The 14,463-nt window shown below is 60.8% G+C and carries 13 protein-coding genes; 8 read left to right on the top strand and 5 right to left on the bottom strand.

Annotation, left to right across the window (positions count from 1 at the left end):
• Positions 1–216 precede the first annotated feature (216 nt).
• Genes clpP through clpX form a run of 3 tightly spaced genes read left to right on the top strand, consistent with a single transcriptional unit; the run spans position 217 to position 2,266 of the window.
• On the top strand, positions 217–882 hold the full coding sequence (clpP, locus tag ACZ9HU_RS19125) for an ATP-dependent Clp endopeptidase proteolytic subunit ClpP (RefSeq protein ID WP_273616975.1): 666 nt from the start codon (positions 217–219) through the stop codon (positions 880–882).
• Entirely contained in the window at positions 882–1,013 is a 132-nt protein-coding gene (locus ACZ9HU_RS19120; RefSeq protein ID WP_476107349.1) for a hypothetical protein, read from the top strand. The genes clpP and ACZ9HU_RS19120 overlap by 1 nt, the downstream gene beginning before the upstream one ends.
• Positions 1,010–2,266, top strand: a complete 1,257-nt coding sequence (gene clpX, locus ACZ9HU_RS19115) for an ATP-dependent Clp protease ATP-binding subunit ClpX (RefSeq protein ID WP_476107348.1) — start codon at positions 1,010–1,012, stop codon at positions 2,264–2,266. The genes ACZ9HU_RS19120 and clpX overlap by 4 nt, the downstream gene beginning before the upstream one ends.
• 69 nt (positions 2,267–2,335) lie before the next feature.
• On the opposite strand, the gene rarD is transcribed toward clpX, so the two are convergent.
• The 3 genes from rarD to ACZ9HU_RS19100 all read right to left on the bottom strand — a co-directional run bounded on the left by rarD (position 2,336) and on the right by ACZ9HU_RS19100 (position 6,305).
• On the bottom strand, positions 2,336–3,217 hold the full coding sequence (gene rarD, locus ACZ9HU_RS19110) for an EamA family transporter RarD (RefSeq protein WP_476107347.1): 882 nt from the start codon (positions 3,215–3,217) through the stop codon (positions 2,336–2,338).
• A 91-nt stretch (positions 3,218–3,308) separates the two neighbouring features.
• Positions 3,309–4,760: an aldehyde dehydrogenase family protein gene (locus ACZ9HU_RS19105; RefSeq protein WP_476107346.1), complete on the bottom strand. Its 1,452-nt coding sequence runs from the start codon at positions 4,758–4,760 to the stop codon at positions 3,309–3,311.
• 105 nt (positions 4,761–4,865) lie between these two features.
• Positions 4,866–6,305: a protein adenylyltransferase SelO family protein gene (locus ACZ9HU_RS19100; RefSeq protein ID WP_476107345.1), complete on the bottom strand. Its 1,440-nt coding sequence runs from the start codon at positions 6,303–6,305 to the stop codon at positions 4,866–4,868.
• Between the two features lie 80 nt (positions 6,306–6,385).
• Here ACZ9HU_RS19100 and ACZ9HU_RS19095 point away from each other — a divergent pair, with 80 nt between their 5' ends.
• The 5 genes from ACZ9HU_RS19095 (at position 6,386) to ACZ9HU_RS19075 (ending at position 12,224) form a co-directional block, all read left to right on the top strand.
• Positions 6,386–7,252 (top strand): alpha/beta fold hydrolase, encoded by an 867-nt coding sequence (locus ACZ9HU_RS19095; protein ID WP_476107344.1) that lies wholly within the window; start codon positions 6,386–6,388, stop codon positions 7,250–7,252.
• On the top strand, positions 7,249–8,391 hold the full coding sequence (locus ACZ9HU_RS19090; protein WP_476107343.1) for a glycosyltransferase family 4 protein: 1,143 nt from the start codon (positions 7,249–7,251) through the stop codon (positions 8,389–8,391). Before ACZ9HU_RS19095 ends, ACZ9HU_RS19090 begins: the two co-directional genes overlap by 4 nt.
• A gap of 130 nt (positions 8,392–8,521) precedes the next feature.
• A complete protein-coding gene (locus ACZ9HU_RS19085) occupies positions 8,522–9,460 on the top strand; it encodes a tetratricopeptide repeat protein (protein WP_476107341.1) in 939 nt (312 codons plus the stop codon).
• Between the two features lie 32 nt (positions 9,461–9,492).
• Positions 9,493–10,869: a PQQ-like beta-propeller repeat protein gene (locus ACZ9HU_RS19080; protein WP_476107339.1), complete on the top strand. Its 1,377-nt coding sequence runs from the start codon at positions 9,493–9,495 to the stop codon at positions 10,867–10,869.
• Positions 10,870–10,913: 44 nt separating this feature from the next.
• Positions 10,914–12,224: a methyltransferase family protein gene (locus ACZ9HU_RS19075; protein WP_476107338.1), complete on the top strand. Its 1,311-nt coding sequence runs from the start codon at positions 10,914–10,916 to the stop codon at positions 12,222–12,224.
• Here ACZ9HU_RS19075 and ACZ9HU_RS19070 read toward each other — a convergent pair.
• Together ACZ9HU_RS19070 and ACZ9HU_RS19065 are read right to left on the bottom strand one after the other, a co-directional pair.
• Positions 12,221–13,591 carry a glutamate--cysteine ligase gene (locus ACZ9HU_RS19070; RefSeq protein ID WP_476107337.1) on the bottom strand — a complete coding sequence of 457 codons (1,371 nt, stop codon included), beginning with the start codon at positions 13,589–13,591 and terminating at the stop codon, positions 12,221–12,223. The two genes, ACZ9HU_RS19075 and ACZ9HU_RS19070, sit on opposite strands and share 4 nt — an antisense overlap.
• Positions 13,592–13,655: 64 nt before the next feature.
• A complete protein-coding gene (locus ACZ9HU_RS19065) occupies positions 13,656–14,420 on the bottom strand; it encodes a 16S rRNA (uracil(1498)-N(3))-methyltransferase (protein ID WP_476107335.1) in 765 nt (254 codons plus the stop codon).
• Between the last annotated feature and the right edge of the window lie 43 nt (positions 14,421–14,463).

Here is a 14,463-nt window from a genome sequence, read left to right as displayed (position 1 = left end):
GCATTTTGTATGCAATGCATATAATATCCAGAGCCGCCGTCAAACTTGATCTGTGGCAAGAAGGTCAAAATGGCGCGAAAAACTTTGCGGCAAGGGCCAGACCTCGATGCCCGGATTAACCCAAAAGCAGGCGATGATGGTTCAGGGAGGAGTTAAGCCACTTGAACATTGCGGCATGAGACGCGACATAGGTGTGGCAGACAAAGAGGAAATTTCATGATCGATCTGTTCGGACGCAACGATGCTCAGGGCAAATTCAGTGTTGATCCCGTGACGGGCGCGTTGATCCCCGTGGTGGTGGAACAGTCCAGCCGGGGCGAGCGCAGCTTTGACATCTATTCGCGCCTGCTGCGCGAACGCATCATTTTCGTGACTGGTCAGATCGAAGATCACATGGCCAGCGTGATCGTGGCCCAGCTTTTGTTCCTCGAATCGGAAAATCCGACCAAGGACATCAGCATGTACATCAACTCGCCCGGCGGCGTGGTGACGGCTGGTCTGTCGATCTATGACACGATGCAATATATCAAGCCCAAGGTGTCGACCGTGTGCATCGGCCAGGCCTGCTCGATGGGCAGCTTCCTGCTGGCCGCGGGTGAACCGGGCCAGCGAATCGCTTTGCCCAACGCGCGGATCATGATCCACCAGCCGAGCGGCGGCGCGCAGGGTATGGCCTCCGATATTGAGATTCAGGCCCGCGAAATCCTGCGCATTCGTGCGCGCATGAACAATCTTTACGTCAAGTTCACGGGCAAGAGCCTTGAAGAAATCGAAGCGGCGATGGACCGTGATACCTTCCTTGAGGCGGATGAAGCGCTTAAGTTTGGTTTGATTGACAAGGTGTTTGAGCGCCGTCCTGATGCCGACGGAGCCGCCGGCTGATGATGGAACCTTTGGTGGCCACAGTGTTTCAGCTTGGGATGGTGGCCATCGAGGGTATTGAATTTGGCGCCTGCGTGGCTAGGTTGGCACAATTGTCAGGCTCCACGCGGGCCATTTGGGAAAAAGCATGACGAAACTGAGCGGATCCGACGCCAAGAGCACTCTGTATTGCAGCTTTTGCGGTAAGAGCCAGCACGAGGTGCGCAAGCTGATCGCGGGGCCGACCGTGTTCATCTGCGATGAATGCGTTGAACTTTGCAATGACATCATCCGCGAAGAAACCAAGGGTGGCATTGCGGGCAAGCGCGATGGCGGCGTGGTCAGTCCGCGCGAAATTTTTGAAACGCTGAACGATTATGTGATCGGCCAGGACCGCGCCAAGCGTGTGCTGTCGGTGGCGGTGCATAACCATTACAAGCGTTTGAAGCACAGCGGCAAGGGCGGCGACGTTGAACTGTCGAAGTCGAACATCCTGCTGGTGGGCCCCACCGGTTCGGGTAAGACGCTGTTGGCTCAGACCTTGGCCAAGACGTTTGATGTGCCTTTCACCATGGCCGACGCCACCACGCTGACCGAAGCCGGTTATGTGGGCGAGGACGTTGAAAACATCATCCTCAAGCTGCTTCAGGCCAGCGACTATAATGTCGAAAAGGCCCAGCAGGGCATCGTCTATATCGACGAAATCGACAAGATCAGCCGCAAGGCCGAAAACCCCTCGATCACGCGCGACGTGTCGGGTGAAGGCGTTCAGCAGGCTCTGCTCAAGCTGATGGAAGGCACGACCGCGTCGGTTCCGCCGCAGGGTGGGCGCAAGCATCCGCAGCAGGAATTCCTGCAGGTGGACACGACGAACATCCTGTTCATCTGCGGCGGCGCATTTGCGGGTCTGGAAAAGATCATTGCCGACCGCCTGCAAAAGCGTTCGATCGGTTTTGGCGCGCATGTCGCCGACCCGGAAAAGCGCAAGGTGGGCGAACTGCTGCAAAAGGCAGAGCCGGAAGATCTTCAGAAGTTCGGTCTGATCCCCGAATTCATTGGTCGTTTGCCGGTGATCGCCACGCTCAATGATCTCGACATTCCGGCGCTGGTGCAGATCCTGCGCGAGCCCAAGAATGCGCTGATCAAACAGTATGCCAAGCTGTTCGATCTGGAAAACGTCAAGCTGACCTTTACCGACGATGCTCTTGAAGCCATCGCCAAGAAGGCCATTGAGCGTAAGACCGGTGCGCGCGGTCTGCGTTCGATCGTTGAAGGGCTGCTGCTCGACACGATGTTTGATCTGCCGACCGAGACCGACATTGCCGAAGTGGTGGTGGACAAGGATGTGGTCGAAGGCCGCAAGGAACCGGTCCGCGTTCACAAGGGCAAGGAAGAAGCGGCCTGATCTTAGGCTGAACTTTTAGGGAAAGCGGGGCGGGGCCGAATTGGTCGCCGCCCCTTTTCTTTGCGTGGATCAGCGGCGGCGCCACATGTCCCAGCTGAACACGGCCAACGCCATCCAGATCAGCAAAAAGCTGGCCAATTGGGCCGATTGAAGCGGTTCGTGGAACAGCAAGAGTCCCTGAAAAAACACGAGAGTGGGGGCCAGAAACTGAACAAAGCCGAGGATGGAATAATTCATCCTCTGCGCCGCCATGGCGAATAGCACCAGCGGAACCGCCGTCACCACCCCCGACATAGCGACCAGCGTGTCATGGCTAATGCTCTTGCCCAGTGTGATGCCCTGCGGCCCATGGCCAAAGGCGATCATAGCCACAGCGGGCACCGCCAGAATGCCCGCTTCAATCGATAGGCCGGGCAAGGCCGGCACCGGGGCCTTCTTGCGCACCAATCCATAGCCGGAAAAAGTTGCGGCCAGCGCCAGACTCCACCCCAGCGTTTCCGCCGCGCCAGAGGCCAGAATGACAACGCCGATCGCTGCAAGGGCCACGGCCACCCATTGGGCGCGGTTCAACTTCTCGTCCAACAGGAATGTGCCCAGAACGACGTTCATCAAAGGGTTGATGTAATAGCCAAGACTGGCGGCAAAAATGTGCCCCTGCTGGATCATCACGACATAGGTGGTCCAGTTGGCCCCGATCAGCAGCGCCGAAGCCGTCAGAGCCAGCAACTTGCGCCGATCTTTCAGCGCCATGCGAAGCGCGCCGCCCTGACGCAGCACGATAATCGCCAGAGCGCAGGCGGGAAGTGTGAACAAGGTTCGCCAGCCGACAAATTCAAACGGGGGAACATCATGGACCTGACGCAGATAGAGCGGCAGCAAACCCCAGATCAGATAGGCGGCAATCGCATAGGGCATGCCGTCATTGCGGGTTTGTGGCTCTGTCTGTGTCATTTTCAATCCTTTCGCTGCGCTCCATGGCGCAAGAAACGGATCAACGCATCCCGAAATCGGTGATCAAATCAGACAAGTGTCAAATTTGGTCTTAGACTTCGGGGGCAAAACCGGTGCCGATCATCGCCCGCGGGTGGTCCATTTCGGCCGAACTGACCGGATATGCGCAGGAATCGGCTTCGTAATAGCCGCCGGGACGAAAATTGCCGGACAGTCCAATGCCTCCCGATGGCACACCGGGCAATTCAGTGATGGTTGGCCGGTTCCAATGTGTCAGGCCGGTTCGAACATTTGCCCAGAAGCGATTGTATTCCTCCTGTGTCCCGCCGATCAGCGCGGATACCAGCCCGTAACGCGTGGCATTGGCCTGTGCGATGGCGGAATCGAAATCTGAAACCCTAATGACTTGAAGCAACGGGCCCAGCAATTCGACATCGGGCCTTTCGCGCATGTCGGTCACGTCAATGATGGCCGGGCTGACAAAGGGCAGGCGTTGGTGAAGGCGAGCCATATGTTTGACCGGGCGCCCACCATTCGACATCAACCAGATGAAGCTTTGCACCAGTCCATCCACCGCGCGATTGTCGATCAACGGCCCCATGAATGGCGTTGTTTCATCCCACGGCGATCCACAAATGATCCGGTCGGCCAGACGTTTGATCTCGGCCAGCAAGGGTTCGGCCATAGTATCGCGCACGATCAACCGCCTTGCGCAGCTTGCCCGCTGGCCCGATGCGGTAAAGGCCGATTGCACCACCATCATTGCAGCATCTTCGATCTGGGGCGTATCCCAAACCACGATGGCATTGTTGCCGCCCAAATCCAGCGAAAGCAGCTTGCCCGGACGCCCGGCGATTTTGCGGGCCAGGGTTTGCCCCACCTGCGTTGATCCGGAAAAGAAAACACCGTCGATGCCGTCGTGCAGCGCCAACGCCAGAGCGGCATCACTCTGGGCCACGGCAACCTGAAGGATGTTGTTGGCCAAACCGGCGCGCTTGACGCAATCCTCGATCAGCAAGGCCGTAGGCAGGGCGCGGCTGGATGGTTTGAACACAACGGCATTGCCCGCCAGAATGGCCGGGGCAATATGCGCCAGAGGGGTCAGCATCGGCTGGCAGAAAGATGTGATGACCGCCAGAACACCCATCGGCTTATGCCGAACGGCAACCGCGCCATTGGCGCCGCCTTCCTGTCGGCGGTGGGCGCATCGGTCGGCATAGGCGCGAACGCAACCATCCACCCGTGCCAGCGCACTTTCAACCTCGGAAAAACAGTCCCAAAGGGGGCGGCCGGTATCGTGGGCAATGGCCTCGGCAAATTCCTGTGACCGCTGGCGCAAAGCGCTGGTCAAACGGCGGACCGCATCCACCCGCGCCGAGAGCGGTTGGCATGCCCAGCCAGCATAGGCGGCGCGCGCCGCAGAAATCTGCGTTTCGAGATCGGTAGGGGCGATTTGCATCAACACCTCGCCCGTTGCCGGATCGCGCGAGATCACCGGATCTGGCGTGTCATCGACATGGGGGGCAAGGGCGATGGCTGACAAAACGCTCTATCCAAATTGTTGTGTTGGGCGGAAACAGTCCGCCAGATTGCCAAAATTCTAGGGGAACGAGGTTAGCAAACCCTTAATTACATCCCCGCGAAAGGCCTAAGTGTTTGATCCGTCAATGTGTCCGGCTGGAATTGGTGGCTGCCCCAAGGCATCGCCCAGCGCGCGGATCGCATCGACATGGCGATAGAGCGGCGTCCAGTCATCATCCCGGTCAATCGCCATCCAGAGGTTTTCGACCGTTTCAATATGGTTGTCGGGCGGCACATCCTGCCAGACGCAATGATCGCGCGCATCGGGCACGGGTTCAAAGGACGCCAATGCTGCGGCCAGAGGGGAACCGCTGCGCAACGAGCTGGTGGCTTCGCACGGTGCGCCTCGGAACATGTGAAAGAACGTGTCGGGGGCCAACTGTTCCTCGCGCATATGCTGTCCGGCCGCAGCCAGCATCATCGCATCACGATCATCGCCCAGCGGTTTAAGGCCCATGCGCCACAGAACACGCCGCGCCAAGGCGGCCTGATACAGCGGATCGAAGCGATCCAGCGCGGCAATCAGCGGCGCGGTATCATCGACCAGCAGGCGCAGAGCGACGGCCAGTTGTCCGCAATTCCACCGGATCGCTTCGGCTTGCTTGCCAAAGCGATAGCGTCCCGCATGGTCGAAATAGGCGGCGGTAAAATCCGCATCCCATCGCGGCAGCCAGCGCCATGGGCCATAGTCGAAACTTTCGCCCGTAATATTCATATTATCGGTGTTGAGCACCCCATGCACAAATCCGGCGGCCACATAGGATGCCGCCATATCGGCCAATCGCTCGATCACCTGATGCAGCAGTATGATCGCGGGTTGCTCTGCGCCGGGCGCGCCTGCAGGCGGCAAGGGGCCGGGAAACTGGCTCAATGCATAATCGACCAATTGGGCCATGGATTGTGCATCCTCCAGCACCAACAGGCGTTGAAACGTTCCGATGCGGATGTGGCCATGGCTCAGGCGTACCATCACTGCGGATCGTGTGGGCGATGGTTCATCACCACGCCAGAGGGATTCGCCGGTTTCCACCACGCTAAATGTCTTGCTGGTGTTGGCGCCCAAGGCTTCGAGCATCTCGGTCGCCAGAATTTCGCGCACCGCCCCTTTAAGCGTCAGGCGCCCATCGCCCTGCCTGCTCCACGGCGTTTGCCCCGAACCCTTGGTGCCCAGATCGAGCAGGCGGCCATCGCCGTCCCGCAATTGAGCAAACAGAAATCCGCGCCCATCGCCCAGTTCCGGATTATACACGCCGAATTGATGCCCATGGTAACGCAACGCCAGCGGTTGCGGCAAATTATCGGCCAAGGGCGCGAATCGCCCAAAATGCCTTACCCATTCCGCATCATCCCATGCGTCCAGCCCCACCGTCCGCGCCCAGCGGTCATTTCGCCAGCGCAAAGTGGTCGAGGGAAAGTCGGCGGGCGCAACCGGATCACCCAGCCAGGAGGCCAGAGCGAGGATTTGCGGGTCGGGGGCGTAGGCATTCGCTTGCGGTTCATGGCGCATGGGGCAATAAGTGGGCCTGTATAGGGCCAAGCGCAAGCCACGCCCTGCAAAATTGCGATAAGGGAAGCGCCTGCAAGGCCATGAGCACGTATACTGACCAATACTGGCAAAGTCCGGATGGGCTGCGTTTGCATTATCGTGATTATGCGGGGCTGGATGACCGTCCGGTGGTGGTCTGTTTGCCGGGGTTGACCCGCAATGCGCGCGATTTTGACGGCCTTGCGGGGCGGATAGCGGGGGAATGGCGCGTCCTGTGCCCCGACATGCGCGGGCGCGGTGATTCGCAATATGCCAAAAATTCGGCCACTTATAATCCGATGCAATATGTTCAGGACGTCAACGCCCTGTTTGATGAGCTGAAGATTGACCGCTTTGTCGTGGTCGGCACCTCTCTGGGCGGATTGATGGCGATGTTGTTTGCCATGATCGATGCAAAGCGGATCGCGGGCGCGGTATTGAACGATATCGGCCCGGTGATCGAACCTTCGGGCCTTGCCCGTATCCGCGATTACGTGGGGCAGGGGCGCAGTTTTCCCACATGGATGCACGCCGCCCGCGCATTGGAGGAAGAACAGGGCGGTTCCTTCCCCGATTACGATGTCCACCAATGGCTGGCCATGGCCAAGCGGGTGATGACCGTCGGGCAGAATGGCCGCATCGTTTATGATTACGACATGAAAATTGCCGAACCATTTGACCGTCCCGGCGGCGAGGCAGGTGTCGATCTTTGGCCCGGATATATGGCACTGGCGGGGCGGCCCTTGTTGTTGTTGCGCGGCGAATTGTCGGACCTGCTTTCGACCGAAACACTGGGCGAAATGGCGCGCCGTGTCCCCGATGCCGTTGCGGTCAGCGTGCGCCGGGTGGGCCACGCGCCGACTTTGGATGAGCCCGAAGCGGTGCAGGCCATCGAACGTTTGCTGGATCGGGTGGCGCAGCAGGCATGAGCAAGAATCCGTTGCGTATCCTGCATTTGCATTCCAGCTTTAACCAAGGCGGCAAGGAACTTCGTTGTGTCCAACTGATCAACGCCTTTGGCGCGGGGGCGTCGCATACGATCGTGTCGGCCATGCCCGATGCGATGGAGGCGACCCGCCGCATCATGCCGGGTGTGCGTTGGCAGGCGGGCCATGATTTCCCCTCGCTACAGGGCAAGCCCACGCCCAAGCGATTGATCGCGCTGGCGTCGGCCATGGCGGATTACGATCTGGTGCTGACCTATAATTTCGGCGCGATGGATGCGGTTTTGGCCCATACTCTGTTTGCCCAGATCCTGAAACTGCCGCCGCTGGTCCATCACGAGGACGGCTTTAATCAGGACGAAGCGGGCGGCCTGAAAACCAGCCGTAACTGGTATCGTCGCATTGCCTTGGGACGGGCCAGTGGCCTTGTGGTCTGTTCGCAAAATCTGGAAAGAATCGCCCTCGACATTTGGCAACAGCCAAAGGCCAAGGTGCATCGCATCCCTAATGGTATCCGCACCGCCGCCTATACCGCCAAACCGCGTCCCGACGCTTTGCCCCGCGTGATCAAACGTCAGGGAGAACTCTGGCTGGGTACGCTGGCCGGGCTGCGTCCGGTCAAGAACCTGCCGCGGCTGGTTCGCGCTTTTGCGGGCCTGCCGGAACCGTGGCAATTGGTGATCGTCGGCGACGGCCCCGAACGCGAGGTGATCCGCGAAGAAGCGCTGCGTCTGGACATCGCCCACCGGGTCCATTTGCCCGGCCATATTGGCGATCCGGCCAAGGTTGTTGGCCTGTTCGACCTGTTTGCCCTGTCATCGGACAGCGAGCAGTTCCCGATCAGCGTGGTCGAAGCCATGGCGGCGGGCCTTGCCGTGGTCAGCCCGAATGTCGGGGACGTGGTGCCCATGCTTTCGGACGCCAATCGGCCCTTTATCGCCCCGGCGGGGGATGAGGCAGGCTTTGCGGCCAATCTGGCCCGTTTGGCCGGGGACGCGTCGTTGCGCAAATCGGTGGGCGACGCGAATCGGGCGCTGGCCGAGGCGGAATATGATGAAAAGACCATGGTCGATCGTTATCGAGCGCTTTACGCGCGGGCTATGGGCCTGTCGCGTTTCCCATAATTGCTGATCTGTTGCCGCCCCTGTCGCATTGCCGTTGAAAAGCCCGGCCCATCCGCTAAACGGCAGTTTCGTTTTTTTACGCGCGGTGTGACTTTTTCGCCCGCATCGACAATTCAGGAAGTGAAGTCTCGTGGCCCTGCGTCCTACCCGTCCCCAGACCCGCGCCGAACAATTGGCGGCACAACAGGCCCTGCAAGGCGATGCTTTCCTGCGCGAAGTGGACGATGCGCTGCGCGAGGATCAGATGATGACCGCGGTGCGCCGCTATGGCAAGCCGGTGGGCGCGGGGCTGGTGCTGGGCCTGCTGGCGCTGGGCGGATATTTGTGGTGGGGCCATTATCAGGATCAGCAGGCGGCCACCCGCGCCGAACAATTGACCATCGCCATGGATCAGATCGAGGCGAGCCGGACCGATCTGGCCAATAAGACGTTGGACGGGCTTGCCGCAAGCGGGGACAATGGTTCGGCGGTGGTCGCGCGCCTGGTTGAAGCAGGCTTGCTGGCGCAGCAGGGCAAGGCGCAGGATGCCTCCACCCGCTATGCGGCCGTTGCTGCGGACAGCAACGCGCCCCAGACCTATCGCGATTTTGCCACGCTGCGTCAGGTTGCGCTCAATTATGACCAGATGAAGCCCGATGATGTCATCGCCAAGCTCAAGCCTTTGGCCGCGCCCGGTGCGCCGTGGTTTGGCGCGGCGGGTGAATTGCTGGGCATGACCTATCTGAAGCAGGGCAAGAAGGAACTGGCGACGCCCTTGTTCGGCGCCATTGCCAAGGACAAGGAACAGCCCGAATCCCTGCGCGCCCGCGTGCGTCAGATCGCCAGCCAGCTTGGCTTTGACGCGGTTGACGACATTGCCCGCCCGATCGAAGGCGCCGCCCCGCAGCAGGGCGCCGCGCCCGTTCCGGTTGCCGCGCCGGTTCAGGCGGCCCCGGTTGCCGCTCCTGCGCCTGCAAAAGCGGCCAAGCCCAAGCAGGCCACGCCTGAAATTCCGCTGATGCTGGGCAAGCCCGACGCGGCCACGCCGGCTTCTGTGGTCAAACCGACCCCCGCGGCAACCCAGCCCTGATCCATTCCTGACGGACCTTAAGGACCTGCCCCATGAAGTCTCTTGTTTCCTTGCGTCGTCAGCCCGCCTCGTATTGTAAAGGCGGTCGTGCGCTGTTGTCCGTTGCGTTGATCGCTGCGCTTGCGGCCTGTGGCGGGGGGCCAAAGCTGGGCCGCAAGCCCAAGCCGACCACGCCCACCACGGGCAAGCGCGAGCCGATCCTCAGCCGGGTCGAATCCTCGGCACAGGCGGATATGGATATTGCCACCGTGGCTGTGGTCCTGCCCTTGGCCCAGCCCAATACGGAATGGGCACAGCCCGGCGGTTCGGCGTCCAAGAGCTATGGCAATCTGACGCTGGGTGAAAATCCAAAGCGGATTTGGGAAGTTCGCGTCGCCGGTTCGAACGAACGTCGCCGTCTGGGCGCGTCGCCGGTTGTCGGGGGCGGATCGATGTTCGTGTTCGATACCGACGGCATCCTGCATGCTTTTGATGCGACGACGGGCGCTCCGCAATGGACCCAGACGCTTAGCGTGGCCGGCGGCGCGGGTGAAGCGGTCTTCGGCGGCGGCGCATCGTATGATTCGGGCCGCGTCTATGTGACGACCGGCGTTGGCGATGTTGCCGCCCTTGATGCCAAGACGGGCCAGATCGTGTGGAAGGTGCGTCCGGCTGGCCCGCTGCGTGGGTCGCCCACGGTGGCCTTTGGCGCGGTCTATGTGATGACCCAGAACAACGAATTGCACGCCCTCAAGATCGAGGACGGTTCGGGCCTGTGGCAGGAAGCTGCATCGCTTGGCGCGACGGGTGTATTTGGCGTTGCGGCTCCCGCGGCGGGTCAGGGTTCGGTGGTTGCCGGATTCTCGACGGGTGAGTTGATCGCCTATCGTTATGAAAATGGTCGTACGCTGTGGAATGACGCCCTTTCACGCACGTCGCTCTCGACGTCGGTGGGTGTGTTGACCGACATTGACGCCGATCCGATCATTGACCGCGGCCGCATCTATGCCCTTGGTCAGGGAGGCCGTATGGCCGCCTATGAGTTGGTGACCGGCCAGCGCCTTTGGGAACTCAATCTGGCCGGGATTTCCACCCCGGCGATTGCGGGCGACTGGATCTTCACGCTGACCGATGAAGCCAAGTTGCTGTGCATTTCCAAGAGCAGCGGCAAGGTGCGCTGGGTGGCCCAGCTGGACCGCTGGACCAAGCCCAAGAAGAAGGAGGGTCCGATCTTCTGGACCGGTCCGGTTCTGGCGGGTGATCGCCTCTGGGTGGCCAACAGCCTTGGCCAGGTCCATGTGGTGAGCGCGATGGACGGCGTGTCGAAATTCTACACCGGCGTAAAGGCGCCGATCACGCTGGCGCCGATCGTGGCCAATGGCATCCTGTATCTGCTGGATGATTCGGGCCATATCACCGCCTTCAAGTAAGAGCATTTTCACGCTCTTAACCTGTGACTGCTAGGGCTGGGGGAATGGATAGACCCGTTCCCGCCAGCCTTGGTGTTTCTGAACGACCGAAAAGTGATGTCTCCTCCGGCGTTGGTCTGGTGGGGCTGCTTGTGCTGGTGGCTTGGGTGCTGGTTTGCCGGTCATGGGTTTCCGTGGCCGTGGCATTGGGCATTGGCGGGCCGATGGAGCCTCTGGCGGGGCCTTATGCGGCCTTGCTGGCGCTGCTTCTTTCGTCCGGTGCGATGGTTTTGTGGTCGGTTGCGGTGGACAAGGTGCATCGCCGGGCGACAACCGGGATTGATTGGGCATCCCCCCGACCATGGCGCGAAGTGTTTGGGATCAGCGCCGTCAAACTGGTGGGCCTATGGGCCACATGGGCGGTGATTGGCGCGGCCTATTGCCTGTTCCGCTTCTATTGGCAGGAGCCGTGGATCTTCGCCATCCACCTGATCGGGGTGGCCTTGGTACCGATGGTCTTGCTGTCGATCCCTTACGTCCTTTGGCTGGACCGGGTGCTGATTGATCCGCGCGACGGGGCGTGGCATTGCGGCGCGTGGATCATGGGGCGATCTCAGGCCGATCCGCGTGAGGTGATGCTGCATGCGCGCCGTTGGGCGGTGAAGGGCTTTTTTACCGCCTTTATGCTCTCGATCCTGCCGGGCGGGTTTTCGGCCGTGGTGCGCTTTGATACGGCGGGGCTGGGTGATCCGGTGGCTCTGGCCAATTGGTTGATCACATGGCTTTTCATGATCGATGTTCAGATCGGGACGGCGGGCTATCTCTTTACGCTTAAACCACTTGATAGCCATATTCGCAGCGCCAACCCGCATCTCGATGGCTGGGTGGCGGCGTTGGTTTGCTACCCGCCTTTTATCATGATGGGGGGCAATGGGCCGCTCGATTATCATCCGGGGACGGCGGAGTGGTCACAATGGATGGCTGGACATAGTTGGGCGCTGTGGGGTTGGGGCGCGTGGCTGGTGCTTTTGACCGGCGTTTACGCATGGGCCACGGTGGTTTTCGGACTGCGCTTTTCCAATCTGACCTATCGCGGGGTGATCACCCATGGGCCATATCGGCTGACCCGCCATCCGGCCTATGTGGCCAAGAACCTGTTCTGGTGGTCGGTATCCTTGCCGTTTCTCAGCCCGACGGGTTCCATGGTGGATTGCATCCGCAACACCGCGATTCTGGCGATGGTCAGTGCGGTCTATTGGTGGCGGGCCAAGACCGAGGAGCGGCACCTGTTGGCGGAGGATGCCAAGTACCGTCAATACTGGGCATGGGCCGAAACAGGCGCGCCAGTGACGCGCCTGCTCAAGCGGTTGATTTAGAAGCTGGCCTCGTCATAGACGCGCGACAGGTCGCCGCCCCATTCGCCGTGGTAACGGTCGAGCCAGAGTTGCGCCGGAACCTTGCCGCTGGCCACAATTTCATCGAGCGGGTCGAGATAGCGGGTTTCATCCGCGCCATCGGCATTCAAACGCGCGCGTGATTTCAAACCAGCGCGCGCAATCGTCAGCACTTCGCCCGCAATATCGCCCAACCGGCCTCCGGCAATCGGCGCATCCAGCGCCAGCTTGGGCACGCTGGAGCGCAAGGTCTCGCGCTCATCCATGCTCCAGCCCTTGACCAGATCCCATGCGGCGTCGAGCGCGCCCTGATCGTAAAGCAAGCCGACCCAGAGCGCGGGCAAGGCCACGATCCGTTCGACCGGCCCGCCATCGGCGCCGCGCATTTCGAGGAAGCTTTTCAGGCGCACTTCCGGGAAAGCGGTCGAGAGGTGATCGTGCCAGTCGCCGATCGTCGGGCGTTCACCGGGCAGGGCGGGCAGTTTGCCATCGAGGAAATCGCGGAAGGACTGACCCGCAGCGTCAATATACCGACCATCGCGGAACACGAAATACATCGGCACGTCGAGCATATATTCGACATAGCGCTCGTATCCGAAACCATCCTCGAACACAAAGGGCAACATGCCCGTGCGCGCCGGATCGGTGTCGGACCAGATGTGGCTGCGATAGGAAAGATAGCCGTTGGGCCTGCCTTCCAAAAACGGCGAATTGGCGAAAAGCGCGGTGGCCAGCGGTTGCAGCGCCAGCGAAACGCGGAACTTTTGCACCATGTCGGCTTCGCTGCTGTAATCCAGATTGGTCTGGATCGTGCAGGTGCGCAGCATCATGTCCAGCCCCATCGACCCCACGCGCGGCATATGGCGCAGCATGATGTCATAGCGGCCCTTGGGCATGATGGGCAGGTCTTCGCGGCGCTTGTCCGGGTAAAGACCAAGGCTGAGGAAGCCCAGATCGCTGTTCGCGCCAACGGCCTTGACCTGATCGATATGGCGGCGGGTTTCGGCGTCGGTCTGATGCAGGTTTTCCAGCGGCGCGCCCGACAATTCGATCTGGCCCGCCGGTTCAAGGCTGACCGCGCCATCGCTGCCCTTGAGCGCGATGACATTGTCACCCTCCATGATTTCGCTCCAGCCATAGGGCTTTAGCCCCATCAGCAGGTCATGGATGCCGCCTGCCTCGTCGTAGGCGGGGGCGTGACGGTCGGCGCCGCGATAGACAATCTTTTCATGTTCGGTGCCGATGCGCCATTCGGCTCGCGGCTTTTCGCCCTCCTGCATCGGAGAGGCAAGCTGATCCAGCCCGGAAATCAGGGGATCGTGTTGGTCGGACGCTTCGCGAGTGCTCATGGCGCGACTTCCTAGTGGGGCAAAGCGCTTTGCGCCAGCGAGAAAAACTATCCGTCTTACGGCGTCAGATGGTTGCCCAATCGCCAACGCTGCCCATCCACAGGGCGGTCGCGGCGATACAGGCGGTTTCACCCCGCAAAATGCGCGGCCCCAACGTGATGGCTGATGTGGCGGTATGGGCCCGGATCGCTGTCCGTTCCTCGTCGGTGAACCCTCCCTCTGGCCCCGTCAGCAAGGCCGCAGGGCCGGAATGAGCCGCAAAACTCTTAATCGCGGGCGCGCCGCCTTGTTCGTCGGCAAAGAACAGGGCGCGCGAAAGATCCCAATCGCGCAGCAGCGCATCAAGCCGTACCGGAGCCGCAATCGTGGGCAGGGCGGTTCGCGCGCATTGTTCGGCCGCCTCTATCAATGTGGCGCGGGCGCGATCCAAATTCAATTTATCCGCCACACAGCGACGCGTCAGCACCGGTTGAATATGACGAACCCCCAATTCGCACGCTTTTTCCAGCACCAGATCGAACCGGTCCTTTTTCAGCAAGCCAGCGCAAAGGGTGAAATCCGGCACCGCCTCCCGCGCTTTCAGCATTTCGACGCATTCGAGCGTCAGATCGCGCTTGCCCACCGAAACGGCGCGCGTTGCCCATTCGCCCGTGACATTGTCGCAAAGGATCACAGCATCCCTCACGCCAATCCGCATCACCCGGCCCAGATAATGTGCCTGCGCCCCGTCAATGTTCACTTGCGCCCCATCGGACAACGGCATTTCAACGAACAGGCGCGGCGCACTGCGCGGGGGCCATGCGGGCGTGGCGGGAAGATGATCGCTCATGCCCTGCGCTCTAGCCGATTGTGGTGCGTCACGCTATGGGATG

This window comes from Novosphingobium sp. Sphag1I (assembly GCF_056279125.1).
This window is presented reverse-complemented; position numbering and strand designations above follow the sequence as displayed.